The following is a 23,844-nucleotide window of genomic DNA, read 5'->3' as shown; positions in this document are numbered from 1 at the left end:
ACGCTGCCCGGCGCCGGGTGTGCCGATTCCGTGACACATCTGTGCCATGCGATGACGGGGGTGTCTCACCGTCGTGACAGGCAATCGCCCTTTGCCCGTCGATTGACATAGCGCATTGCAAACCCCCCCGGCATGCGACATGCTTCAGGGACGAACACGAGATCCGCAGATCATCCGGCAGGGGGAGACGACCAATGCCAGTCAATACCGAGTCGGCACACGCGCGCCGTGTGCTGAGCGTTGCGCAAGGGCGCCCGGCGCCGGGCACCGCCGAGACCGACCCGAACATCGCCAGCTCGTGGCGCCGCTGCCTCGACGCGCATGCGCTCGATCCGGGCGCGCGCATGGCGCCGCGCGTGCTGGCGTCGTCGGAATTGCGCGAGCGACGCAACGCGATGGAGCAGTTGCGCTGCGTGTCGATGCCGGTGCTCGAACGCTTGCAGCGACAGTTGATGAATCCGCACCAGGCCGTGTTGCTGACCGCGCCCGACGGCGTCATCGTCGATTCGCGGCTCCACGACGGCACGCGCGACGACTTTCATCGCGCCGGACTGTGGCCCGGCGCGGACTGGAGCGAATCATGCGAAGGCACCAACGGCATCGGCACGTGTGCGGTCGAGCGCACTCCCGTCATCATCTGCCGGCAAGATCATTTCCGTGCGCTGCATACGCCGCTTACCTGCACGGCAAGTCCCGTCTTCGCGCCACACGGCGATCTGCTCGCGGTGATCGATGTTTCCTCGACGCGTGCCGACCTCACTCGCCAAAGCCAGTTTCATACGCTCGCCCTCGTCAACCTGTCCGCCAAGGTCGTGGAGAGCGAGTATTTCTTCCAGCACTATCGCGATGAGTGGCTCCTGCAACTCCAGGAGCAGGCGGATCATCTTGGCGGTTTTGCGCAGGCACTGGTCGCGTTCGACGACGCTGGGCAGGTGCTTGCCGTCAACCAGAGCGCGCTGAACCGGCTCGCCACGACGCGAGAGGCCATCGTCGGCACTCGCGTGGACCGGTGGTTCGCGCAGCCGCTCGACGCGCTGTTCGCGCAGGCACATCCGACCCCCGGCACCTGCTGGCCCATTCGCACGCATACCGGCGAGGCGCTGCTCGCGATGGTGCGCGCGCCGCTGCGCTCGGTACGTGCGCCACGCGCGTCCACGCGGCTGCATGACGAGCGTGTCAAGCCATTCGCCGATGCCAGGCTCGCACAGGCGTTCTCGCGGGCCTGCCGTGTCTTCGCCCACGACGTCCCCGTGCTCATCCGCGGCGAGACCGGGAGCGGCAAGGAAGTGTTCGCGCGCGCGGTGCACGCCGCCAGTGCGCGGGCCAGCGGTCCGTTCATCGCATTGAACTGCGCGGCGATCCCCGAGTCGCTGATCGAGAGTGAGCTGTTCGGCTACGTCGGCGGCAGCTTCACGGGCGCCCGCAAGGAAGGGATGAACGGCAAGCTTTGGCAGGCGAACGGAGGCACGTTGTTTCTCGACGAGATCGGCGACATGCCGTTTGCGATGCAAACGCGCCTGCTGCGCGTGCTCGAGGAGCGCATGGTGTCGCCGCTTGGGGGCGGCGAGCCCGTGGCGCTCGATATTCGCGTGCTCAGCGCCACGCATCGCGACCTGTCCGAGCGGATTGCCGCGCGGGAGTTTCGCGAGGACCTGTTCTATCGCCTGAGCGGTCTCGAGGTCAGCGTGCCGCCGCTGCGAGAGCGCGAAGACAAGCGTGACCTGATCTTCCAGCTACTCTCGCAAACGGACGCCCAAGGCCGCATCGCGCTCACGGACGAGGCGCTGGAGCGCCTGTGCACCTATGCGTGGCCCGGTAACGTGCGCCAGATGCGCAGCGTCATTCGCACGCTCGTCGCGCTCAGCGAGCAGGGCGCGATCACGGTCGACGACTTGCCCGAAGCGTTGCGCGAATCGCGCGGGTCGATGGCGACCGGCGGCGCGCCGGAGGGGCCGACGGAGGCACCGCTGGAAGCCGCGGAGCGTCAGGCGCTGCGCGCCACGCTCGACGCCTGTCACGGTCAGGTCAGCGCCGCAGCGCGCAAGCTCGGCGTGAGCCGCAACACGCTGTACCGCAAGCTCCGACGCTTCGGCCTGTTGCGGGGGTGAGTGCTCCGGATCGTCGCGACGGGTGACGATCCGTTGCAGACTTACTTCGACGGAATCGGCGTTGCACGATCCACGGGCACGGCGGTCACGCTGTTTTGCGGCGAGCCGTCGATGAGCTTGTCGGAATAGGTGAGATAGACAAGCGTATTGCGCGCCCTGTCGACCATGCGCACGATGCGCAGTCGCTTGAACAGCGGCGACATGCCCTCGGAGAAGACTTCCTCTTCCTTCGGCAACGGGCCGGTGAACGAGATCGGTCCCACCGGGCGGCACGCAATCGACGCTTCCGCCTTGTCCTCCGCGAGGCCGACCATGCCTTTCAGGCCGCCCGTCTTCGCGCGCGAGACGTAGCAGGTGACGCCTCGGACCTTCGGATCGTCGTAGGCATCCACGACGATCTTGTGATCCGGTCCCAGAAACTTGAATGCGGTGCTGACGTCGCCGATGCGCTCGGCATAGGCCCAACCCGCGGTGATCACCAATGTCAGTGCGACGGCTGTCTTCTTGAACATGTCCTGTCTCCGGCAGCGGGAGCAGGCGTGTGTCGCCTGCCAAATCCGTGCCCTTGCGTGCCGGATTCTACTCGCGTCCCATGCTCGACGCGCGAAGCCATTGTTCGAAGGGCGTGGGGTCCATGTCAGAGGTGATGTACAACTGGCGTCGTGCCGCGTCGTACATGGCGCCGAGTCTGGCGAGTTCGTCTTTCGCGCTATAGGTGTCTCCGCTCAGGTAGCGCCGCGTCGGCCGGGCGTCGGGCACCATCGCCATGTTGCGCGCGAGCGCGTCGTCCGCGAGCGGTGTGGTGCGTGCCAGATCGAGCAAGCCGATGAAGCCGCTTTGCCGTGTGCCGTCCGCGGGCGTGATGAGCGACATCGATGCTCTGGCGCGGGTGAGCGCGACGTAGAACAGGTTCTTTTCGCTCTCCAGCGGCGCGAACGGGTTCGGGAACTCGTTGCGTTCGAGGTAGGGCATGACGACGTGGTCGAATTCCCGGCCCTTGACGTTGGTGACGGTGTCGATGGTGATGCGCGCCGCTGTACGGCCCTGGCGCGTGCCGGCCAGGCGCGCCATCATCGCGTCGAAATAGCTGGCCAGCGGAGTGTCGTCCTGCGGCAGCGTCGACGCGAAGGCGCGAAGCGAACGCTCGACGAGATCGACGTCGTAGGGCCGGGCGTACAGGCGTGTGGCGACCGACTGGAAGTCGACGCATTGACGGATGCGTCGGAACGCGTCGCGGGCGGTGAGGGTGGCGGCGTCGGCCCGCAGCTCGCGAATCAGGCGTCCGATGTTGGCCGCCGGCGTCTGCTGCGGCGCGCCCAGCAGATACGACGTGTAGATCTGTTCGAGCAGCTCGGGGTGCTTTCCCGTCAACTGGTACTGATCGCGCGTGAGACGAATGTTCGCGAAGATGCCGAGCACCGCGGCGACCGACATGCGCTCGCGCTCGTCGATGGTCTCGTGCGCGCGCAGCGTCAGCGCGAACACTGCGCGAACGAAGCGGATCTCCTCGCGGAACTGAAATCCTTCCTTGTTCGGCGATTCGAACGGCATGTCCGCTTGCCATAAGGCCTGCTCGATGGCCGCGCCCTGATGCCAGTCTCGCAACAGCACGGCGCACGTGGCGCGCCTGTCGCTGTCCCCCAGCCATTCGCGAAGGTCGGCAAGCACCGCCCGGGCGGTCGCGTCTGAGTCGTTGCCGGTCGTGATGACGGCGACGGGCGTGTGGCGCCGCACGAACGATTCGACGGCCTTGCGTTTGAAGGCGCCCACCGGATAGGCGATATGCGGTCCGTGACGGAACGTGCGCGTGAGCGGGTAGGTCGCGGTTCCGGAGAAGTCGGCGTGAAAGCGCTCGCCCATGTAGGCGTCGCTCGCCCCCATGGCGCCGTGAATCACCTGATCTCGATCGCCCACGCCGACGAAGCGGCAGTTCAGGGTGCGCAGCAAATGGCGCAGCACACGATACGAGGCTTCGTTGAAATCATGCTGCTCGTCGCACACGATCAGTCGGCATGCGGCGAAGTAATGCGGCGCCACGCCGTCGTCGTCGATCAGTCGGGCAAGATCGTAAGTGGCGTCGAAACGGTCGCGGAAAAGCGGTTCGTCCCGGGGGCCCAGACGCTCGCGCTCGTAGGCCTGCGTGACGGCGTATTGCGCCCGAGTGACGTCGAGCTGGAGAAGACGCTCGTCGAGCCGTTCCTCGTCCATGTCGTCGAACAGTGCACCGCCGGCCTTGAGCTTGCGCATGGCCTCGAGGCACAGCGCCACGTTGATGTGGTTGTCGTCGAAGGCGCCGGGCGGATGGCGGTGCCCCAGTTCGTCGCGCAGCGTCTGCATCGCGTCGGCGATGTAGCCGGTGAGGAAGCTGTCGCGTTGCACCCGGCGGGCGCGGTCGTTGGCGCAGGGCAGCGTGCCGAGCACGTCGTGGCTGTAATCGTCGAACGTCGACACGCGCACGCGTTTGCACAACTCCGGATGGATGCCGCTGCGCTGCAACCGGGCGCGCAGCACGTCGGCCGCCGTGGTCGTGAACGTCAGCGCGAGGATCTGCTCGGGCGGCGTGCCGCCGGCGATGGCCTCGCCGATGCGGGCGACGAGCGTGGTCGTCTTGCCCGTGCCCGCGTTGGCCATGGCGATGCAGATCCGCTCGCCGGCCAGCGCGATGGCGATCTGCTCGTCGGTCAGCGCCGGGCCGTTGGGCACGAATCGCGGCACGCGAGCGGGAGATGTCGTGTCGCTCATGACGTCAACCTTTGTTTGCTGAGGGCGGGGCGGGGCGCGGCATGCGGGGTGCTTGCGCTCCGTCGGGGCGGCGGACACCGTGTTGCACGTCTGCCGGATGTGGCACGGATTTTACCTGCGTTGCCTGGGGCGCCGTCGGTACCGTCGCGACAAGGGGGACGGGACGAGGACAGGCACCGCCCTCGCACGCCAGTTGCCGGCCGACGTCAAATGCGATATAGTCACGCCTCTTCGCGCGGGGGTATAGCTCAGCTGGGAGAGCGCTTGCATGGCATGCAAGAGGTCAGCGGTTCGATCCCGCTTACCTCCACCAAACGAATGACGGTTTTCCGTCCCCTTCGTCTAGAGGCCTAGGACATCACCCTTTCACGGTGAGTACAGGGGTTCGAATCCCCTAGGGGACGCCATCTATCGGCAGCGGTGTGACTTCGGCACATCGATGTCGGCCGGCGTCGGATTCGGCAAAACGAAAAAGCCGGATGTCTTCACGACATCCGGCTTTTTTGCGTTCAGCGCCTTCGGGGTGTGTGGCTTACCGATAGCCGTCCGGGTTCTGCATCTGCCAGCGCCAATGGTCGGCGCACATGCGATCGATGCCGTACTCGGCCTCCCACCCCAGCAGCGTGCGGGCCAGATCGGTCGCCGCATAGCAACTCTCGATGTCGCCCGGGCGACGCTCGGTCACCTTGAACGGCACCGGGCGTCCGCTTGCCGCTTCGAATGCCTTGATCACTTCCAGCACGGAATAGCCGCGCCCGGTGCCGAGGTTGACCGTGAAGCCACGGTTGAGTCGCCGGAGCGACGCCAGCGCGGCCAGGTGACCGCGGGCGAGATCGACCACGTGGATGTAGTCGCGGATACCGGTGCCGTCCGGCGTGCTCCAGTCGCCGCCGAACACGTTCACTGCGGGGCGCTTGCCGATCGCCACCTGCGCGACGAACGGCATCAGGTTGCTCGGCACGCCCACGGGGTCTTCGCCGATGCGCCCGCTCTCATGCGCGCCCACCGGATTGAAATAACGCAGCAACGCGATACGCCAGGCCGGGTCGGCCGCCGCAACGTCGTTGAGGATGGTCTCCGCCATGAGCTTGGTCTGCCCGTAGGGGTTCGTTGCCGATAGCGGGAACGACTCGTCGATCGGGACGGAGGCGGGGTTGCCGTAGACCGTGGCCGACGAGCTGAAGACGAGATCCTTGACGTTGAAGTCACGCATCGTCTCGACCAGCGCCAGCAGGCTGTCGAGGTTGTTGCGGTAGTACTCGACGGGCTTTTCCACCGATTCGCCCACCGCTTTCAGGGCCGCGAAGTGAATCGCGCCGGTAAAGCGGAAGCGCGCGAACAGGTCGGCAAGCAACGGCTTCGAGCAGGCGTCTCCCTCGATGAAAACAGGCGCGCGTCCGGCGAGTTCGCCGACACGGGCCACCGACTCGCGGTGGCTGTTGACGAGATTGTCGACGATGACGACGTCATAGCCGTGCGAGAGCAGTTCGACGCACGTGTGCGAGCCGATGTAGCCCGCGCCGCCCGTGACGAGAATGGTTCCGGAATTGTTCATGTGTTGCGTTCCAGGCACGATGTGCGTTGCCTATTCGACGGTGACGGATTTTGCCAGATTGCGCGGTTTGTCCACATCCGTGCCTCTCGCGCACGCGGTGTGATAAGCCAGCAGTTGCAGCGGCACCACGTGAAGCACTGGCGAGAGTTTGCCATAGTGCTCCGGCATGCGAATGACACGAATGCCCTGCCCGCTGCTCATTTTCATGTCGTCGTCGGCCAGCACGAAAAGTTCGCCACCGCGCGCGCGCACTTCCTGCATGTTGGATTTCAGCTTCTCGACGAGCACGTCGTTGGGTGCGACGGTAACGACCGGCATCTGCTCGCTCACGAGGGCGAGCGGACCGTGCTTGAGCTCCCCGGCAGGATACGCCTCTGCGTGGATGTATGAGATTTCCTTGAGCTTGAGCGCGCCCTCGAGGGCGATCGGATAATGCAGTCCACGCCCCAGAAACAGGGCGCTCGGCACGCTGGCGAACTTCAGCGACCAGTCGATCAGTTGCGGCTCCAGGGCGAGCACGCTTGCGACGGCCGCCGGCAAGTGGCGCAGCTGCGAGAGGTAGTCTGCCGCGCCGTCGGCGTCGATACGGCCCCGTTCCACGCCGAGCGTGACCGCCAGCGTGAATAGCGCAACGAGCTGGGTGGTGAAGGCCTTAGTCGATGCCACGCCGATCTCCGCCCCCGCGCGGGTGATGAATGACATCGCCGTCTGACGCACGAGTGCGCTGGTGGCGACATTGCAAATCGCCAGCGTGTGTTCGTGACCAAGATGCTGGGCGTGCCTGAGCGCGGCCAGCGTGTCGGCGGTCTCGCCCGATTGCGAGATGGTCACCACGAGCGCTTGCGGATTGGGTACGGATTCGCGATAACGGTACTCGCTGGCGATCTCGACCTGCGTGGGAATGCCGGCAAGCGACTCCAGCCAGTACTTCGCCGTCAGCCCGGCGTAGTAGCTGGTGCCGCACGCGAGGATCAGGACGCTGTCCACGCGACCCAGCGCGTGCGCGGCAGCCTCGCCGAACAGGGCGGGCGAGAACGCGGCGATGCCGGAGATCGTGTCGGCGATCGCGCGCGGTTGCTCGAAGATCTCCTTTTGCATGTAGTGCTGGTAAGGCCCGAGCTCAACTTCCGCCTGATAGGCAGCCATGGTGCGCACCGCGCGCGTCACTTCGACGCCATGACTGTCGAGGATCGTCACCGTGTCGGGGGTAAGCAACGCTACGTCGCCCTCCTCGAGATAGGTGAAGCGATCGCAGCGCCCGGCAAGCGCAAGCGCATCGGACGCCAGGAAATGGCCGTCCGGCGCGAAGCCGATCACGAGCGGCGATCCCTGCCGGGCGCACACCAGGCGTCCGGGCGCATCGTCGCTGACCACGGCAATCGCAAACGCGCCATGAAGTTGCGCAATGGCCGCTCGCACCGCCTGCACGAGATCACCGCGCTCGCCGCCATGCAGATGGGCATCGACCAGATGCGCGATGACTTCGGTATCGGTCTGGCTGGCAAACTCGTAACCCTTGGCGCGCAGCGCGTCGCGCAGGACTTCATGGTTCTCGATGATGCCGTTGTGCACCAGCCCGACGCGGTCGCGCGAGAAGATCGGATGCGCGTTTTCGGTAGCCGGCGCGCCATGGGTCGCCCAACGGGTATGCGCGATGCCGAGCGGCGCGGCAAGGGCCGCTTCGGCCACCTGCGCCTGCAGTTCGGCAACGCGTGCCACGCTGCGCACGCGGGCGAGCTTCTGCGCCGCATCCAGCACGGCTACCCCGCACGAGTCGTAACCGCGATATTCGAGACGCCGCAGTCCTTCCACCAGCACCGGCACCACGTCGCTGCGCGCAACGCCGCCCACGATTCCACACATGACTTTCCCCTAAAGGCTAATGACGGGTGGCACCCCGCTCGCCGTTTCGTCGAACGGTGGCGAGTGCCTGCCCTGATTGATGTTCCGCTCATGGATGTCCGGCAATGCGGTCGCGGTGAGCCGGTAGCGTTACCTGACTGTCCGGTTGCTTCGCGACGCCGCCGGCGTCTCGCTGGCGTCTTGACGTCGGCTCAATCCAGCACGGACGCCGGGTTGAGTTGCATCAGATGGCCGTCGCCGACATACGGCACGAGCCCGTCGGCGCGGATGCGGGTGACGGTCTGTCGCGCACACGCGGCATCGGTCGGCGGGCAATAGTCGATCGCGATGACGGGAAGCCCGTAGTTCTCGCGAATCTCCCGGGCGCGGGCGAGCAGCCATTCGCGATCCTTGTCGGACACGGCCACGTAGCGGCGCTGCGCCTCGTCCCAACCGCGATAAAGCGACTCGAAGGCCACCGCCGAGACGTCGTCATGCACTTCGGGCATCAACTCGAATCCCCGGTTCATGATGACCTCGGCGCGCGGAAAGCGACGATGAATGCGTTTGATGACGGCGACCAGACCGGCTCGCTGCCGCGCGCGCTCGGCGTCGCTCCTGGCCACGAGCTGGTAGGAGTCGAGCGTGTCGAGGAAAAAGCCGCGGTAACCGTTGGCCCATAGCGGAGCGATAACCTTGTCGACGAAGAACTGCGGCCATCCCGGCGCGGACTGGTCGATGACTTCGGACTTCCACTCGCCGTTGCGGCCGATGCGCCAGGCTTTCGGCATGGCCTTGTAGTAATCGCGCGAGGGCAGCACTTCGCCCACGCTGACATACGCGATCCAGCGAATGCCCTTCGGCTCCGCGCCGGAAGCTTCCGCGACCTTCGGGATGAAACCGTTGTCCGGTTCCACTACCGCCTGGTCGTATCCGGCGAAGGCCTTCGGATCGACCGTCTCGCCGTAATAGAACGCGATGCGCCCGGGCGAGGGCGCCTGTGCCGACGCCGCATTGAGAAAGCAACCGGCGAACAGGCCCGCCATGCCGCGCACGAGTCGCATCAGTGTTCGGCTGCGCCGCGCGGGCGGCCGTTGTATCGTCTTGTCGGACATATCGACGTCAAGCCAAATCGTCAGTGCTGGTTCTGCAGCATGTAGGTTTCGTATTCCAGCGCGTCGAGCCGCCGGTCGAGCAGTTGCATCGCGACGATGACGACTACCGCCAGCGCGAGCGCAAAGCCATATCCGTAGGTGTTCGGACCGAGCATCAGCGTCCCCCACGTGAACACACCGTTGGCGACGACCATCGCGAACGTGAGCGCCAACACCGTCAGGCGCCGGTCGAGATAGAAGAAGATGTTCAGAATGCCAAGAAAAAGCACCTGCAAGCTGGCGGAAATCACGTCGATGTGCAGCAGCGGCAGGTACAGCACGGAGATGCCGATCAGCCGCAGCAGATGGTCGCCGAACGCGAAGATCAGGAGCGTCACCACCGCCTGGATCTTCAGGATTTCATACAGGCCGGTGCGCACGGAGCGCACCATCATGTCGCGCGATTCCTCGATGTACTTGAGCGTGCCGCCGGTGCGCACCGCGTTGTAGAACTGGTCGTAATACTCCACGAAGTCGGTCTCGATGCGCAGCAGGAACACCGCCATGCCGGGAATCACGCAGAGGTACGAGATGAACACCGGGAGATCGTAAATCACCGACGCGCGCAGCGGTCCGATCACGTCCTGCCCGGTCACCGGGTAGAACCAGAACATGAACTTGTCGAGCCAGATACCCAGGTTGAAGAGCAACCCGACGAACATCAGCGACGGATAGGAGAAACGGCGATCGAACACCTGCCGGAGCAGGTACTCGTCGGTGCGGTAGTTGCGGTGAATCAGGCACCCCATGCCGAGCAGCAGGATCAGGTGGCCGATGACGAAGCCGCCGAGCAGGCCTTCGAGTCCATGACGGTTGAGCAGCACGGCGCTCACCACCGTGACGCCGTATCCGACGAAGAAGATCGCCAGAATGGCGCGGTACTGCTTCACGCTGGTGAGAAACAGGACGCCGATCCAGATGTTACTCACGATCACGAAGCCCGCGAGCATCAGCAGGCGATAGCCCGTCGACTGGTCGCGGAACGCGGTTAGAGCAAGGATCAGACCGATGAGCCCAGTGCCGACCGTCGTCACGAGCGAGACCGCGTTGTAGTTCGGGAGCACCAGGTCGGGACGCCGCTCGAAAAGGCGGTCGCTCAGGAATCGCGTGAAGGAGAGTTGCAGCACACCGGTGACGACCAGGCTGAACGCGATCAGGTAAGTGACCGACACCTGGAATTGCACGATGAGACCGGGCGGCTGAACGACCGCCAGGCTCATCATGCCGATGAGCAGGATGCCGAGAATCGACAGAATCAGCGGGCCGGCGCTGATGACGCCGGCGTAGCCATAAGCCGCAAGCGTGCTCGTCAGCGTGTCGCGCCGCAGGATCTTGCGCAGTTCGAAGCCAATGCCGGCCATCAGACCCCTCCCGCTGCCGTGGCGCGTTCCGAGCGCGCGAGCAGCATCTCGTACAGATGACGGTAGGCGTCCTGCATCTGTCCGAGTGTGTAATAACGTTCCACGCGCGCGATCGCGGCGCGTTGCGCGGCGTGCCAGGTCCGCGGTTCGAGCAGGTCCACCACGGCCTGGGCGAAGTGTTCCGGGTTCGCGATCTGCACGACCTTGCCGGCCGCGCCGAGCGCCCGGTCCTCGTCGCCCAGGCCTTCGACCAGTTGCCGGCACGATCCGACGTCGGTCGTGACGACCGGCACACCGGCCGCGTAGGCTTCGAGCACCACCAGCGGCAGCGCCTCGGAAATGGACGACAACGCCACGACACCCACCTGCGGCAGGATGTCGGCGACGTTCTGGAAGCCCAGGAACCGCAGGTTGTCTTCCATGCCGAGGCTCGCGGCGATGTCGCGACATTCCTGCGCGTAGGCCGGATCTTCCTCCTCGGGACCGACGATCCAGCCTTGCAGGCCGGGCATCTGGCGGCTGGCAATGAAGATCGCGCGAATGAAGGTCTTGATGTCTTTGATCGGGACGACGCGACCGATCAGCGCCACGACGGGCGGAATTTCGGCGGGGCGTCGTGCGCGCAGCGGCGCGAACTTTTCCACTGGAATGCCGTTCGGGGTATTGCGTGTCTTGTGCTCGGGAGCGCCGTCGGCGATCTGGCGCAGGCGATTGCCCTCGAACAGCGCGGTGATCTCGTCGGCGGCTTCATAACAGACGCGCCCCAGTGCCTCGAAGAAGCGGACCCACAAATCCTGGAAATAGCCGACGCGCGAAATGTCGCGCTCGAAAAGACCGCGGTTGTCGCGAATCCATTGCCCCTGGAGCAGGTCGATCTTGCGCTCCTTGGTGTAGATGCCGTGCTCCGAGACCAGCAGGGGGCGCTGATGCTTGAAGCGCAGCAGCGCGCCGAGAAAGCCCGCATAGCCCGTCGACACGGTGTGATAAACCCGTGCCGGAACCAGCTGATCGCAAATGCGTGCGAGCTGCCAGAGCGGCTTGTGCATGATCCGCACGGTCCAGAAGTAGTCGGTAAACGAGGGGTCCAGGCAGTACTTCTTGTAGCGCTCGGAGATGACTTCCCAGGATCGGCGGCTGTGCAGGAAGTTGGCCTCGCTGATCTGTCCGTCGTCGCCCATCATGGGGATCACGTCGTGAATCAGCTTGCCGATGCCCTGCAGGTCGTTGCGCTGGCGCAGCATGTCGTGCATTTTCTCCATCTGCGCGAACGCCTGCGCATCGCCTTCGACGGCCCGCACCGGGGGCGGCGCGTCGAACTCGTAGAGATAGTGCTCTTCGAAGTGCACGATGTTGTCATGCAGTTTGTAGACCTTGTCGCCGTAGTCCTCCCGGCGACTGCCGATGAACACGACGGCAAACGTCAGGTCGGGGAACGCGCGGATCATCTGATCCACCCACGACGACACGCCTCCGCGAACATACGGGAAGGTGCCCTCCAGAAGCAACGCGATGTCTGCCGGCCGGGCGAGACGTTCGGATGTACGCATTAGCGGGTCCAGAAACGCATGACGGGATTGAGCGTCGGTGTGGAGGTACCACTCCCGAGGCTGGCGAGCATGGGCCCGACCCGTCCGTATTGATGTTTGAGGAAGGCGACTTCGGCGAGCCAGGGCACGAGCCGGTCGGCGGGGAAGTGATGCGTTTCCGCGCGCTCGAGGCACGTCTGAGCCTCGTCCGGATCGCGGCGCAGCAGCGCGCAGCGGCCCAGGAGGTACCACATGGCGGCGTCGCTCTCGCGATGCGCGAGCGCTTCGCGGGCATACTTCTCGACCTGACCCAACGTGAATCGGTAGACCTCGCCGCGCACGAGATTCTGATAGATCAGTTCCCAGTACAACTCGGCCAGGCGGTGGCTTCCCTCCGCACGCTCGTCGTCGTTGGCGGCGCGCTCACGCTGCGAGCGCGCATCGAAGATGCGTTGCATGATCTGCTTTTCCACGCCGTCGACGATACCGTAGGCGAGCAGGCGGATTTCCTCCACGGGGTCTGACAGCAGATCGCGCATGATCTCGCCGGTCGCCCGCGACGGCAGCGCCTGTACCGACACCAATGCCGCCACGCGATCCTCGTTCGTGCCGCGCACGTTGCGCAGACGGGCGCGCAGACGCGCCCCGGCGCCGTGCGTGACCTGCGAGACGAGATACGTCACGAACTCGGGCCGGTCCACGGCGCCCGAACGGGCCAGTTCCCGTGGCGGCGGGAACACGAAGCCGATCGTCATGATGCCCAGGAACAGCACCAGCCCGCCCACGGGAATGAACAGGCAGACGGCGAAACTGTGCCAGAACGCGCCGTTCCGCCCGTGATAGTGCTCGGGCAGGGCCGCACGCACGAATGTCGCCGTCAGCCCGGCGCTGAGCGTCTGCCACGCGAAGAAGAGCAGCAGCGGATCGATCGCGCCGACCGGCGCGAACAGGGTGCGAATCGCCAGCGCCTGTGCGAGCAGGGCCACGATCCCGATCACAGCCACCAGCAGTTTCTTAAGCATGATCTTGGCAGCGCTCCAGCAGCTTTTTCAGTCCTTCGCCCGGCGCGCGTTCGTCGACGCTCGCCGTATGCACCGCGATGTGCCCTGTCTGGAAATCGAGCCCGTACTGCTGACGCAGCCCGTTTTCGATGCGCAGCAGGTAACCGTCGATGCCACTGTCGTCGGTAATCGGCATGAGCGAGATGGCAATCTGATGGCGCGGCGTCGACTGGATCCATTGCGCGTCGAGCGCGCGACGTGAACGCACCGTCTGCTCGAACAGCGAGTCGCCGCTGGCACCGCGAGGGAACACCAGCGCGACCAGCGACGATTGAATGCCGCTCTCGCGCTTGGCGCGTGCCAGGCGCCCAAGCTCCAGCGCGAAGTCGTAGGGCGCGGCCGGGACTTCGTCGCGCACACTGGCCACCGGGGCCTGCTGTGCCACGCCGTCGGCGTAGTACGACAGCAGAACGAGCAGCAATTGCAGATTGTCGTGATTGAGCGCGAGGAACGACATGCTGCGCACGATCAACATGCCATTGATCTCGCCGTTGCCGTCGGTCAACGGCGCACACACCACGTAGGCGCTGTCTTCGCCCACTGTCGTGTCTTCGCGCACGTGCGCGAGGCGGCCTTCGCGCAGGCAGGTCTGCACGAGCGGATCGCTCTCGTCGGGCGCGAAGGCTTCGCCCACGCTGGCCACGGCCGCCGTTTCGAGACGGTTGCGGCGCACGGGGAAGAGCGACGCCGTTTCGATCTGGCAGGTGAGGGCGGCGAACTCGAGCATCGGCTGCGCATTGGGCAGCGGTGTGTCCTTGCCCGGCGCGTCCTCGGTGAGCGTGAGCTCGCGCAGCCGGGTGATGGCGTCGCGCATGGTGCTCGGCTTGGTGAGCAAGTCACGTTCGAGCCGTTCATGCGACACGCGCAGCAGGTAGTGATTGCTGGTGAGCGCCAGGAGGCGATCGTTCAGGTACGTATTGATGCCGCGTGCGCGCGTTGCCCGATTGCCCCAGATGTCGCAGAAGTGTCCGCCAACGACGATCATCGTGAAGCCGCCGGTGAAGAACATCGTCGGGAAGGGCTGGCCGTGCTGCCCATACAGGCCGTACCAGGCGGCCGCGAGCACGAGGCCCGCCACCACGCCGAGCAGTGCGCCGTATCGCAACGCCATGACGAGGGCGACGAGCCACATCCACGGAAAGCCCAGCTCGATAAGCAGCGGATCCTGGGGGTGCAGCAGCCAGGCGATGGCCACGGCCAGCGCCATGCCCGTGATGACCTCGAACACCATCACGGGGCGTGTCGCCGCCGGCGCGAGCAGGCGGCCGTAGGTGCTCACGTTCCCGAACGGCTCCGAGCGCCGCACCTGCCCGGCAACCCTGGGCTTCGCGTCGACGGAAGCGTCCTGCTGATTGGCGGTATTCACGATGATTCCGTTACTGTTGCGCCAGCGGTGCCAGCAGATTGCGGATCAATGTCTGGCCCACACCGGCAAGGCTCGAACGGCTCCAGCCGCTGCGGCTGCCCGTGGCGCTCCAGACCGTGTTGCCGTTGGAGACGTCGATGACGTCGAACGTCACGCCCGCGACCGGCTCGCCGTCGACGCCGACCTTGTAGCGCCATTCCGTTACCGCGCCCGAGAGCGCGTACTTGGCGCCGATCTTGCGCGCCCATGCAAGTGCGCGAACGCGGGTCTGGGCGTTGTTGCCGCCGATCAGCGAGTCGCCGCCGTCGGGGTCGCCCACGTAGCGATGCAGATCGGTAAAGCCATTCTGCACCAGGATGCTCTGGGCGATGCTCTCCGCGCGCTGCCCGGCATCAGGCGTTTCGGTCGTGTTGGCGATGGGCAGAATCACCCAGCTCGCCGTCTTCGGCAGCTTCGGTGCGTCGCCGACGTTCATCGTCGAACAACCGGCCATCAACACGGCGAGGACGGCGACGCCGAAAAAGCGCTGCCACTTCTTGAATGCGTTGGTCTTCATGGTACGGCTCTCCCTTGCGGATGCGAAATATCAGTAGAACAGTCGGTAGGCGACACCGACCTGCGTGGTGGCAACACCAGTGCCGTTGGTGATGTCGTGCGAGTAGTAAATGCGTGCGTGGTCGTTGCCGATGACCGATCCGGCGATGCCCAGGTTGACCTGGGGCCCCCAGCCCTGCTGGCTGTCGTGAATGTAGCCGGCGTCGAGATACGGCCGCCAGGCGCGACGGTAGGTGTTCTGGTAGTCCTGACCGAATCCGGCCATCACGCCGTATTGCGTGGTCGTGATCGGCATGAACTCGGACGCCAGGGGTACCGTGCCGGTCGGCAGCAGGACGGCGAGCGAATTGACGGTGTTGTTGCTCGGCGTATAGATGCCGCGCTCGGCCACGAGGCGGATGTTCAGGTCGGGGTAATCGATGCGCAGCTTGTATCCCAGCTCCCCGCCGAAGCGCCAGCCTCGGCCGAGGTAGGTGCGGTCCTGTGCATGAAAGCGATCGTATTCCGCGGTTGCCTGGCCGTACCAGCGCCCGTCGCCCGCCCACAGCATCTGCATGCTGCCGAAATCGCGGGTGGCGGCGACCTGCGTGTTGGGCGCAATGTCGGTGAACTGGTTGTAGCCGACCTGGAACGTGGTCGTGAGCGGCGAGTTGCGGTTGAACGCGGCCGACGCGAGTCCCGTGAAGAAGCTGTTGAGTTCGGTGCGGTGGCCCAGCGTGAACGCCAGATCCCGATCGACCGTGCGATCGCGCACGGTGAAGTTGAATATCCGGTCGTGCGCGGGCACCCAGGCGAGCTGCGAGGTATCGACGGTTCGCTGGTTGCGCTGAATGGCCTCGAGCGTCACGCCGATCCGGCTCGTGAGGTTGAGGCTGCCGATCAGCGAACTCTCGAGGTAGCTCAGCGGCGCCTGACGGGAGTAAAAGAGATCGAAGCCGGCGTTGGAACGGTCGCGCAGGATCGTGTCGGTAAACGTCGTGTGAACGGCGTCGTTGTTCGGCGCGCCGTCGGCGGCGCGCCAGGCGAGCGTTTGCGCCTGCGGTGCGCGGCCGAGCCGCTCGTTGGCCTCGATTTCGTTCTCGATGGGCATGCGGCCCTGACGGCGATCGAGCAATTGCGCCATCTTGTCGCGATCGTTGTTCTCCAGCGCGAGCGCGATCTCGGCGTCGGCCGGGCGCAGGAGCCGGTTCGTATACTCGCGCGCCAGCCATGCGCGCGCGAGATCGAAATCCTCGCCGGAGAGCGCCCAGGCGAGCCCGACGTCGCGCGTGGTCGCACTGATGACAGCCTGACGCGACATCACCGACGGATCGCGCTGCCCGGGGTTGTCGGTCGCGGGCTTGAGCGGGGCCAGCTCGGCCGAATCGCCCAGCAGCGAATCGGCGACCTTGGCGCTGTCGGCGGAGCGCCGATCTTCGCGCAGGAGGTTGACGAGCAACTGACGCGACGTGTCCGCGTTCGAGAACACCTGCGCCAGCGTGACGCGGGCGGCCTGGGCTTCGAGCACGCCGTCGTTGTCGGACGTGAGCGCGGCCAGACGTTGCACCACGGCGCCCTGGCGGCGGCGCGACGCGAAACGCAACTGCCCCGATTCCGCACGCGCCTGGAGATCCTTCCAGGCGCCCTGGCGAATCTTCCATGCCGTGCCGGCGTCGCCGGCGGCCTCTTCCGCGTCGGCGAGCGACAGCATCCAGAGCGGATCGTCGTCGGAGAGCGCGGCCTGTTGGCGCAGATAGGTCAGCGCTTCGCGGGGATTGCCCAGGCGTAGCAGTCCCGCACCGTAGGCGCCCCAGTAGCTGGCGTTGTCGGCGACCATGGGGCGGTAGTCGTGCAGGACCGTGCGAAGCTCGTCGTCGCTGCCGTAGTCGACCAGCGCCCACAGGTAGGCTACGCGGACTTCGTCGCCGGCGTTGTCCAGTTTCGAAGCGACGCGCAGATCGGCCAGCGCGGCGTCCCAGCGCTGGATCTGCTGGAAATAGACGGCGCGCGTGGCGAGCAGGTCGCCGGATTTTGCGAACTTGTCGCGCTGTTCCGCATCGAGGCCGTCGAGCAATGCCTGCACGCGGTCGTAGGCCCGGGCCTGCGTATAGAAGTAAATCGCCGCCTGCAGCGCGAGGTCCGAATCGTTCTGCCGGAACTCCGCTTCCGCCGTGCGGCCTGCATCGAGCGGATAGCCCTGGTAGAAGTACGTCATCGCGTTGAAGTCGAGCGCCTCGGCCTTGCCGGTGCGCAACAGCTGTCGATACGCGAAGTTGGCGTCCTCGTCGCTTTGCGTGAGACGCGCGACCTCGGCGTAGGTGCGCCAGTAACCGGCGTCGGCGGGCAAGGTGCCCGCGACGTCGCGCACGCTGCGCAGTTCGGCCAGTGCTTGCGCGAGACGCCCCTTCTGGTAAAGCAGGCTGGAAATGCGCAGCGCGTACTGGGACGACGGGCCGAACTCCTTTTGCAACGTCTGGAACGTGGCCAGGGCTTCGGCATCCTGTCCGATGCGCTGCGCAACGTCACCTTCGCGCTCCAGCAGGGCGCGACGCTGGCTGCCCGTGGCATGGCGCTTGAGATAGGCGAGCCCTTCTTCCGGACGCCCGAGCCGCTCGTACGTGTTGACGATGTCGTCCTTGAGCTTGAGGTTGTCCGGCTGGCGGTCCGCCTCGAAAATCTGTGCCGCCAGATAGGCGTGATCGTCGTTGAGTTGCGGGGCGAGCTGGTAGACGTTTTCCCACGCCTGCGCGTTGCCGGTCGATTCGGCGTACTTGAGCCAGTAGGCCAGCGCCAGCGGCGCGTGTCCGTTCCATTGCGCGACCTGGGCGAGGCGGCGCGTCCAGACGAGCGGGTCGAGCTTGCGTTGCAGGGCCTGCTGCGCGAGCTTCTCGGCGTCGTCGAGCTGACGCGCTTCGACGAACGCCTTGAACGCCAGGTCGTAATCGCTGGCGTTCACGCCGTTGGCGTCGGTGCCCCCGGCGGCGGGTCGCGAGGTCGAGTCCCAGTCGGGACTGGCCGGGATGGCGAGCCTTGCTTTCGGGTCGGCCTGCGCCGGTTGCGAGGACGGCGCGGCATCGGCGGCACTCGCGCCTCGCGCCAGACCCACGTCAGCCACGCGAATGATGCGCGGGCCGTTCGAGCGATGCAGCGCACGCAGGCCCGCCGGTCCATCGAGGTAGCGAAAACGTGCGGGCGCGGCGCCGTCGAGACCGCGGCCATCCGCGCTCACGCCGGGCAGCCAGCCCGCAAGGCGCACGGTTGCGCCATGCGTCGACGGCGTGAGGCTCGAGAGCTGGGTGAGCGCGCGGGCATAAGTCGTCATCAGGTCGGTGCGGCCCGCCTGACGGGCCACGTCGAGCAGATAGCGCAGCGTGACCGGATCGTTGGACAAATCGCCGATGCGCTTTTGCCCTTCGGCGCAGGCGCGCGCCACCTGATTCGCGGAGACGAGCACCCGCATGCCGGCGAGGAACAGCCGCCGACGGTCGTCGCGGGTGCGGGCCACGGCCTGTGCGGCGAAATAGGCGTTCGCGGCGTCGTCGTAGGCAGACTGCGACAGCGCGGCATTGGCGAGCTTTTCCTGCCATTGCGCCGCGTTTGCGGCGTCCGCCGCGGCCAGCAGGCGGTAATCGCGCAACATCAATTCGGTGGCCCCCGCCAGGCGGGCCTTCTCGGCAAGCATGCGCAGCGTCGGCACGTCCCATTGATATTGCGACGTGGCGTCGAGCAGTTCCACGTACTGCGCCATGCGCTCGGCGCGGCCCGGATCGTCGGCAGGCACGTCGTAGGCGCGTTGCTCGGCGGCGGCCAGGGCGAGCAGGATGCCGCGACGGCGATTCTGTTCGTCGGGCATGGCGCGCAGCTTGTCCGCCACGCGCGTGGCGTCATCCCAGCGGCCGAGTCCGAGATACTGCTGGCCGAGCAGGTCGAGATAGCGCGGTGCGTCGGGCTCGATGCGCAGCCAGGCCTCGAGATAGGCGACGGAGAGCTCGCTCGGCGGTTGCGATGCCACGGAACGCGTTTGTTCCTCGTCGCTCGGATGTGCCGCGCCGAGCGCGAGCACGACGCCGGCGCCGATGGCTGCCGTCAGCCACGGCGGGCTCAGGCGCTCTCGCTTTTCGACCGGCCGCGAAGCGGCGGCGCTCTCTGGAGGACGGGCGTTGGGTCGCGTTGCGTCAGTCACATTCCACCCCGACGGCATGCATGGTGACGGGCTTCTCGGCGATTCCCGAAACATCGACGCGCAGGCGGCCGGCGCCATCGGCACGAGCCTTCGTCGCGCCGTCGACGCTCAGGCGGCACCCCGCGGCATTGGCGACGCTCACGAACGGCTTGTAGTACCCGCCGAACCGGAACGACAGGTTGCGGCCCGTGCGCTTGAAGTCACGCACGAATCCGGCGGCCTCGCTGATGTAGGGCGTCCGGTCGGTGCCCTTCGCGCCGATCGAGAATTCGGCCGTGTCGCCGCCCATGTGGATGTAGAGGCCGCCCGGACCCGGCAGATAGCCTGCGATGTCCTCGGACGTGCCCATGGCGGGCACGCCTTCGCCCGGCCAGCGCATTTCGCGCAGATCCGCGCCGCTGCGAACGCGCCAGCGCACCGGCGCGCCGTCGGCCGACACTTCGCGAGCGACCGCGACGCGACGCCAATCCAGCACGCGCCGAATGTATTCGGTGGTGAAGATCGGGAAGACCGGTTGCCGCAGTACGGCGTTATAGACGTCCTTCAATGCGTTGAGCGAGGCGACTTTCGTGCCCGAGTACATGTGGTAGTACAGGTTGACGGCCTTGAAGCGGATCGGCTTGTCGGTCATCTCGAAGGTCTCCAGCACGCGCGTGTAGCCGTAATACGGGCCGAGCCAGTCGTTCGTGTAGACGTTCTCGTCCATCACCGCCGCGTACACCTGGAATTCCGTGGGCAGCAGGCCCTTCGCCACGCCGTACGGCGCAATGTTGGTCCAGCTGTTGTTCGTCTTCGTGATGATCGTATCGCCGCCATTGATCGACAGCACGCCCGCCTTCCACGCCCTGCGAATGGCGATGGCCGGCGCCTGGGCGTCGCCCGGCCACTGGAGCACCACCACCTTCTTCCCGGGAGGGGCCAGTCGCTGGTTGATGTAATCGATCGATCCCTGGATCTCGCGATCGAGGTTGAACCGGTAGTTGGGAATGTCGAGCGAGAAGGCGTCGTCGCCGCCCCATTCCTTGTTGGCCTTGCCGTAGATGCGCTCGCCCGTCTTCTGATTGATCTGTTCGAGGTTGAACGGGTGAGAATAGGTATGCGTGCCGATCTCGACGTTGGGCAGCGCGAACATCTTGCGCGCAATTTCCTCCAGGCGCGGCGAGATCTTCGGGTACAGCCCCGTGGGACCGACTTCACCCTCGATCACCGACAGCGTTGTGGGCACGAGGTACTTCGAGAAGATCTGCTCGTACAGCGCCATCGATCCGTAATCGACGCCGGGGAACTCCGCACGCGACGCGAAGCCGTCGCCGTCGACGTGCACGAACATCAGGCGGCGCCCGTTCTCGGTCGTCACGTCGGGCACGGGCATCTGCGGCAGCGCGAGTGCCTGGCGAAGGAAGTCGATGGGCTGGATCGCCCAGCGTTCCTGTTCGATGCCCGCGAGCGACGTCACACCGTACGGGTTGAGGGAGTAACCGCCCCACGGCAGCATGCCGGCCATGTCGTAGGTGTAGTCGCCCGCCTTGAGGCGAAGCAGCGGCTCGCCCTTCGGGCCGACACGAACGCCAAGGGCGTCGCGCACGTCCGGCGTCGGCATGATCTCGAAGCCGATCATCGGCGACTTGCTCACCACGCGCGGTTCGACGGCGCCCGGCACGGTGCCCGCCACGCGTTCCAGTCCGAGTGCCTGCGCCGTTTGTTGGTCGATGGGGAAGCCGAACTGGCCGATCACCGCCACGCGCATGCCTTCACGGATGCGGGCGAGCAACCAGCGGCGCCAGGCACCGGCGTTGTTCACGTTGCGGTCGATCGACACGACGATGCCCGCATATCGGTCGGTGCGCACGTTCGCCGGCATCTGGCCGCTGTTCGCATTGACGTATTGGACGTCGTAGCCGAGGTAGTTCAGCGGCATCGAAATGTCGCGCGCGCCGGTGGTCAGGTCGATCGGCTCGCCGTCGCCCGGCGTCTGGACCATGAGAATCTTGCGCGGCATCACTTCGATACGGCCCACGCCGACGGTTTGCACGTCGGGATCCGTGACGAAGGCACGCACGCCTTTCTGATCGAGCGAGCGCGCCGTGGCGCGACGGCAGGCGAGGTCGGCGCTCTCGCAATAGTCCATGGCGAACGTCGGCAGATGCGCCTGGTTGCGCAACGCGTCGAGCTGCGCGAACGCCGCCGCCTGCACGTTGGCCGGCGTGTCGACGAAGATCATCGCAGCCGCGTCATATCGGCGATACAGCCCGTCGGCCAGCACGCCGGCCAGCGTGGGGGCGAGCGAGGCCGCCGCGATCAGGTGATTCCTCAGCACGAGCCGGGCGTCCGGGTAGCGCGCATGAATGGCTTGTACGCGCGCGGCAATGCGTGCATCGCTCTCGGCATCGCTGGTGATAGACGCACCGTCGTCGATCAGGAAGTTGCGAAACCCCTTTTGCCACAGCGGCGCGATACGCGCGTCGACGAAGGCGTCGGGCGTTTGCGACGCGTCGCGTGCGTCGGCACGCGCGAACCATTGGGTGCGGGGGGCGATCGAGGCGTCGGGCAACGATGCCTGTGCCGGATCGATCACGACCCAGTCGAATGCCTGAAGCGCGTCGACAGGAATATCGTCGCCGTAATACAACGCGATGTCCGGGGTGGCCGACTGCGGCGAAGCCAGGGACAACGATGTCGTCGACTGGGCTTGCGCGGCCGTCGGGGCCGCTGCGACCCCGACCGTGCCGATCGCCACTGCGGCGGCGAGCAGCAGGTGAGCCATCGCTCGTGCAGGCCGTGCGATCACTGGTGCGGTCCCCCCAAGGTCCATGTCCGTTTGACCATGGTGCGTTGTCGATACGTCGTGTTGTCCAGTCGAAGCCATTGGCATGAGTGCAATTTGCGTTCCACGATCCACCGCTCGTCGTTGGGACAGCAGGTCGATCGATCGTCGGATTAGCGCTGGCGTGCGGCCAGTACGATCGGATGCCGCGCTCGCGCGATACATGACCGCGAGTGCGGGTAATGCACATGCTGTGCCGAAGACGGGTGCGTGAATGACGTGCAACGGGCAATCGTGGCGATTGCGCGTTCCCCGACACGACGCGTCCGTGTTCCCGGCGTTGTCGCGATTGCGCGCTGTCGACGCTGCTCGGTCAGGATTCCAAATCACAGGATTCCGAAACGGTCGAGAACGCAAAACGCCGGATCCGATGCGGGATACAGCGTGATATTGCGCGGCAAGTTCTTGTCGACTTGCTTAGGCGACGAACTCTAAAGTACGGCCGTCCCAATAACGTCCCCCCAAAACGTGCATGGTCGTACGGTAAATCCAGGGCCGTCGGGCCGCGGTGAGGGAAGCGACCGGCATTGCATGTTTCGCAGCATGGAAGTTGCAAAAGACGCGGGCATTTCCGGTGCGATGGCGCGTTTGCGCGCGAGGTGAAATGGGCGATGACGGCGGTGTCGTCTGGCGCAACGTAATGGACGCGAAGCGTAGCATAAGTGCGTGACACCATAAAGCGCCCTTGCGGTGCTTGGCACACCCATGTGTCGCGGTTATTTCGTCTGATCAAATAGTCGGGGTCGAGCCATCCCGACAGGCAACGACAAGCAGGGGAGGCGTGCGGTGAGGGGACCCGAAAAACAAAACGCCCCCCGGAGGGAAACCGGCGGGCGTTTCGATTTGTTTCGCCGTGCGTCGACGGCGCGATGCTCAGTACGGATACACCGTGTCGTTCGCCACGGCACAGCGCTGGCCCTGCTGCACGCGCAGCGGCGGCGCCTGCGTGACCGTGGCGACGCGGCCGTCGTCCAGACGCACCGTGATGCGATAGAGCACGTTCGGCTCACCCATGCTGTTCTCGATGCGGTTGCCCGCGATGCCGCCGATGACCGCGCCGGCAATGGTGGTCGCGGTGCGTCCGCGTCCGCCGCCCATCGTGTTGCCGAGCAGCCCGCCCGCGGCACCGCCGAGGACCGTACCGAGAATGTTCGGGCTGTTATTGGCGCCGTTCAGTTGTTCGATCGATTGGACCGTCCCGTAGAGCGCTCCCTGCTGCTGGGGTTGCTGGTATCCCTGTTGATAGCCTTGCTGGTAACCCGGCTGATAGCCCTGCTGGTATCCCGGTTGCTGGTATCCCTGTTGGTATCCCGGCTGCTGGTAGCCGCCATATTGCTGGCCCGGAGCCACGCAACCGGCGAGCATGACGGCGGCCAGGGCCGCGCTGATTCCCGTAAGTGCTTTGATGTTCATTTTGGATCGTCCTCGTGAGCATGAGGTAAATGCGGCGTCACCGCAGATCGAGCGTGACGTTGCGCACAATGTGGCACATCTGTTGCGACCACGACGCGGAATGTAGGGTTCCGCCGATCTTTATGCTGTAAGAAAAGGTAAGCGTTTGTAATGACGCAGCGTGGCGCACGCCGCC

Annotated in this window: 14 protein-coding genes and 2 tRNA genes; 3 read left to right on the top strand and 13 right to left on the bottom strand. The window is 65.7% G+C overall.

The features are described from left to right. The first annotated feature begins 194 nt into the window (after positions 1-194). On the top strand, positions 195-2,108 hold the full coding sequence (locus tag PMO31116_RS19800) for a sigma-54-dependent Fis family transcriptional regulator (RefSeq protein WP_150568182.1): 1,914 nt from the start codon (positions 195-197) through the stop codon (positions 2,106-2,108). 41 nt (positions 2,109-2,149) lie between these two features. Here PMO31116_RS19800 and PMO31116_RS19795 read toward each other — a convergent pair whose 3' ends face one another. Together PMO31116_RS19795 and PMO31116_RS19790 are read right to left on the bottom strand one after the other, a co-directional pair. Then, complete coding sequence (locus PMO31116_RS19795; RefSeq protein WP_150568181.1) at positions 2,150-2,620, bottom strand: CreA family protein; 471 nt, start codon at positions 2,618-2,620, stop codon at positions 2,150-2,152. Positions 2,621-2,687: 67 nt separating this feature from the next. Continuing rightward, a complete protein-coding gene (locus tag PMO31116_RS19790; protein WP_150568180.1) occupies positions 2,688-4,850 on the bottom strand; it encodes a UvrD-helicase domain-containing protein in 2,163 nt (720 codons plus the stop codon). A 237-nt stretch (positions 4,851-5,087) separates the two neighbouring features. Between PMO31116_RS19790 and PMO31116_RS19785 the strand changes: the two genes are divergently transcribed. Together PMO31116_RS19785 and PMO31116_RS19780 are read left to right on the top strand one after the other, a co-directional pair. Then, positions 5,088-5,163 (top strand) — tRNA-Ala (locus PMO31116_RS19785). Positions 5,164-5,181: 18 nt separating this feature from the next. Continuing rightward, positions 5,182-5,257 (top strand) — tRNA-Glu (locus PMO31116_RS19780). 125 nt (positions 5,258-5,382) lie between these two features. On the opposite strand, the gene galE is transcribed toward PMO31116_RS19780, so the two are convergent. The 11 genes from galE to PMO31116_RS19725 all read right to left on the bottom strand — a co-directional run bounded on the left by galE (position 5,383) and on the right by PMO31116_RS19725 (position 23,669). After that, positions 5,383-6,405: a UDP-glucose 4-epimerase GalE gene (galE, locus tag PMO31116_RS19775; RefSeq protein ID WP_150568179.1), complete on the bottom strand. Its 1,023-nt coding sequence runs from the start codon at positions 6,403-6,405 to the stop codon at positions 5,383-5,385. Between the two features lie 30 nt (positions 6,406-6,435). Continuing rightward, positions 6,436-8,268: a glutamine--fructose-6-phosphate transaminase (isomerizing) gene (gene glmS, locus PMO31116_RS19770; protein WP_150568178.1), complete on the bottom strand. Its 1,833-nt coding sequence runs from the start codon at positions 8,266-8,268 to the stop codon at positions 6,436-6,438. 191 nt (positions 8,269-8,459) lie between these two features. After that, the gene (locus PMO31116_RS19765; RefSeq protein ID WP_150568177.1) at positions 8,460-9,311 is read right to left on the bottom strand and encodes an endo alpha-1,4 polygalactosaminidase; all 852 of its coding nucleotides are present in this window, start codon (positions 9,309-9,311) and stop codon (positions 8,460-8,462) included. Between the two features lie 71 nt (positions 9,312-9,382). After that, complete coding sequence (gene pelG / locus PMO31116_RS19760) at positions 9,383-10,762, bottom strand: exopolysaccharide Pel transporter PelG (RefSeq protein ID WP_150568176.1); 1,380 nt, start codon at positions 10,760-10,762, stop codon at positions 9,383-9,385. After that, on the bottom strand, positions 10,762-12,309 hold the full coding sequence (pelF, locus tag PMO31116_RS19755) for a GT4 family glycosyltransferase PelF (protein WP_150568175.1): 1,548 nt from the start codon (positions 12,307-12,309) through the stop codon (positions 10,762-10,764). Before pelF ends, pelG begins: the two co-directional genes overlap by 1 nt. Continuing rightward, entirely contained in the window at positions 12,309-13,310 is a 1,002-nt protein-coding gene (locus tag PMO31116_RS19750; RefSeq protein WP_150568174.1) for a tetratricopeptide repeat protein, read from the bottom strand. The genes pelF and PMO31116_RS19750 overlap by 1 nt, the downstream gene beginning before the upstream one ends. Beyond that, positions 13,303-14,715 carry a PelD GGDEF domain-containing protein gene (locus tag PMO31116_RS19745; protein ID WP_150568173.1) on the bottom strand — a complete coding sequence of 471 codons (1,413 nt, stop codon included), beginning with the start codon at positions 14,713-14,715 and terminating at the stop codon, positions 13,303-13,305. Before PMO31116_RS19745 ends, PMO31116_RS19750 begins: the two co-directional genes overlap by 8 nt. A gap of 10 nt (positions 14,716-14,725) precedes the next feature. After that, positions 14,726-15,271: a hypothetical protein gene (locus PMO31116_RS19740; protein ID WP_023593978.1), complete on the bottom strand. Its 546-nt coding sequence runs from the start codon at positions 15,269-15,271 to the stop codon at positions 14,726-14,728. 30 nt (positions 15,272-15,301) lie between these two features. Further along, the gene (locus PMO31116_RS19735; RefSeq protein ID WP_150568172.1) at positions 15,302-19,432 is read right to left on the bottom strand and encodes a tetratricopeptide repeat protein; all 4,131 of its coding nucleotides are present in this window, start codon (positions 19,430-19,432) and stop codon (positions 15,302-15,304) included. Then, on the bottom strand, positions 19,425-22,196 hold the full coding sequence (locus tag PMO31116_RS19730) for a bifunctional glycoside hydrolase/polysaccharide deacetylase family protein (RefSeq protein ID WP_150568171.1): 2,772 nt from the start codon (positions 22,194-22,196) through the stop codon (positions 19,425-19,427). Before PMO31116_RS19730 ends, PMO31116_RS19735 begins: the two co-directional genes overlap by 8 nt. Before the next feature lie 933 nt (positions 22,197-23,129). Then, a complete protein-coding gene (locus PMO31116_RS19725; RefSeq protein WP_023872441.1) occupies positions 23,130-23,669 on the bottom strand; it encodes an outer membrane lipoprotein in 540 nt (179 codons plus the stop codon). Between the last annotated feature and the right edge of the window lie 175 nt (positions 23,670-23,844).

The organism is Pandoraea morbifera, from assembly GCF_902459575.1.
Lineage (GTDB): Bacteria > Pseudomonadota > Gammaproteobacteria > Burkholderiales > Burkholderiaceae > Pandoraea > Pandoraea morbifera.
The sequence above is the reverse complement of the archived record's forward strand: the minus strand, read 5'-3'. Positions and strand labels throughout refer to the sequence as shown.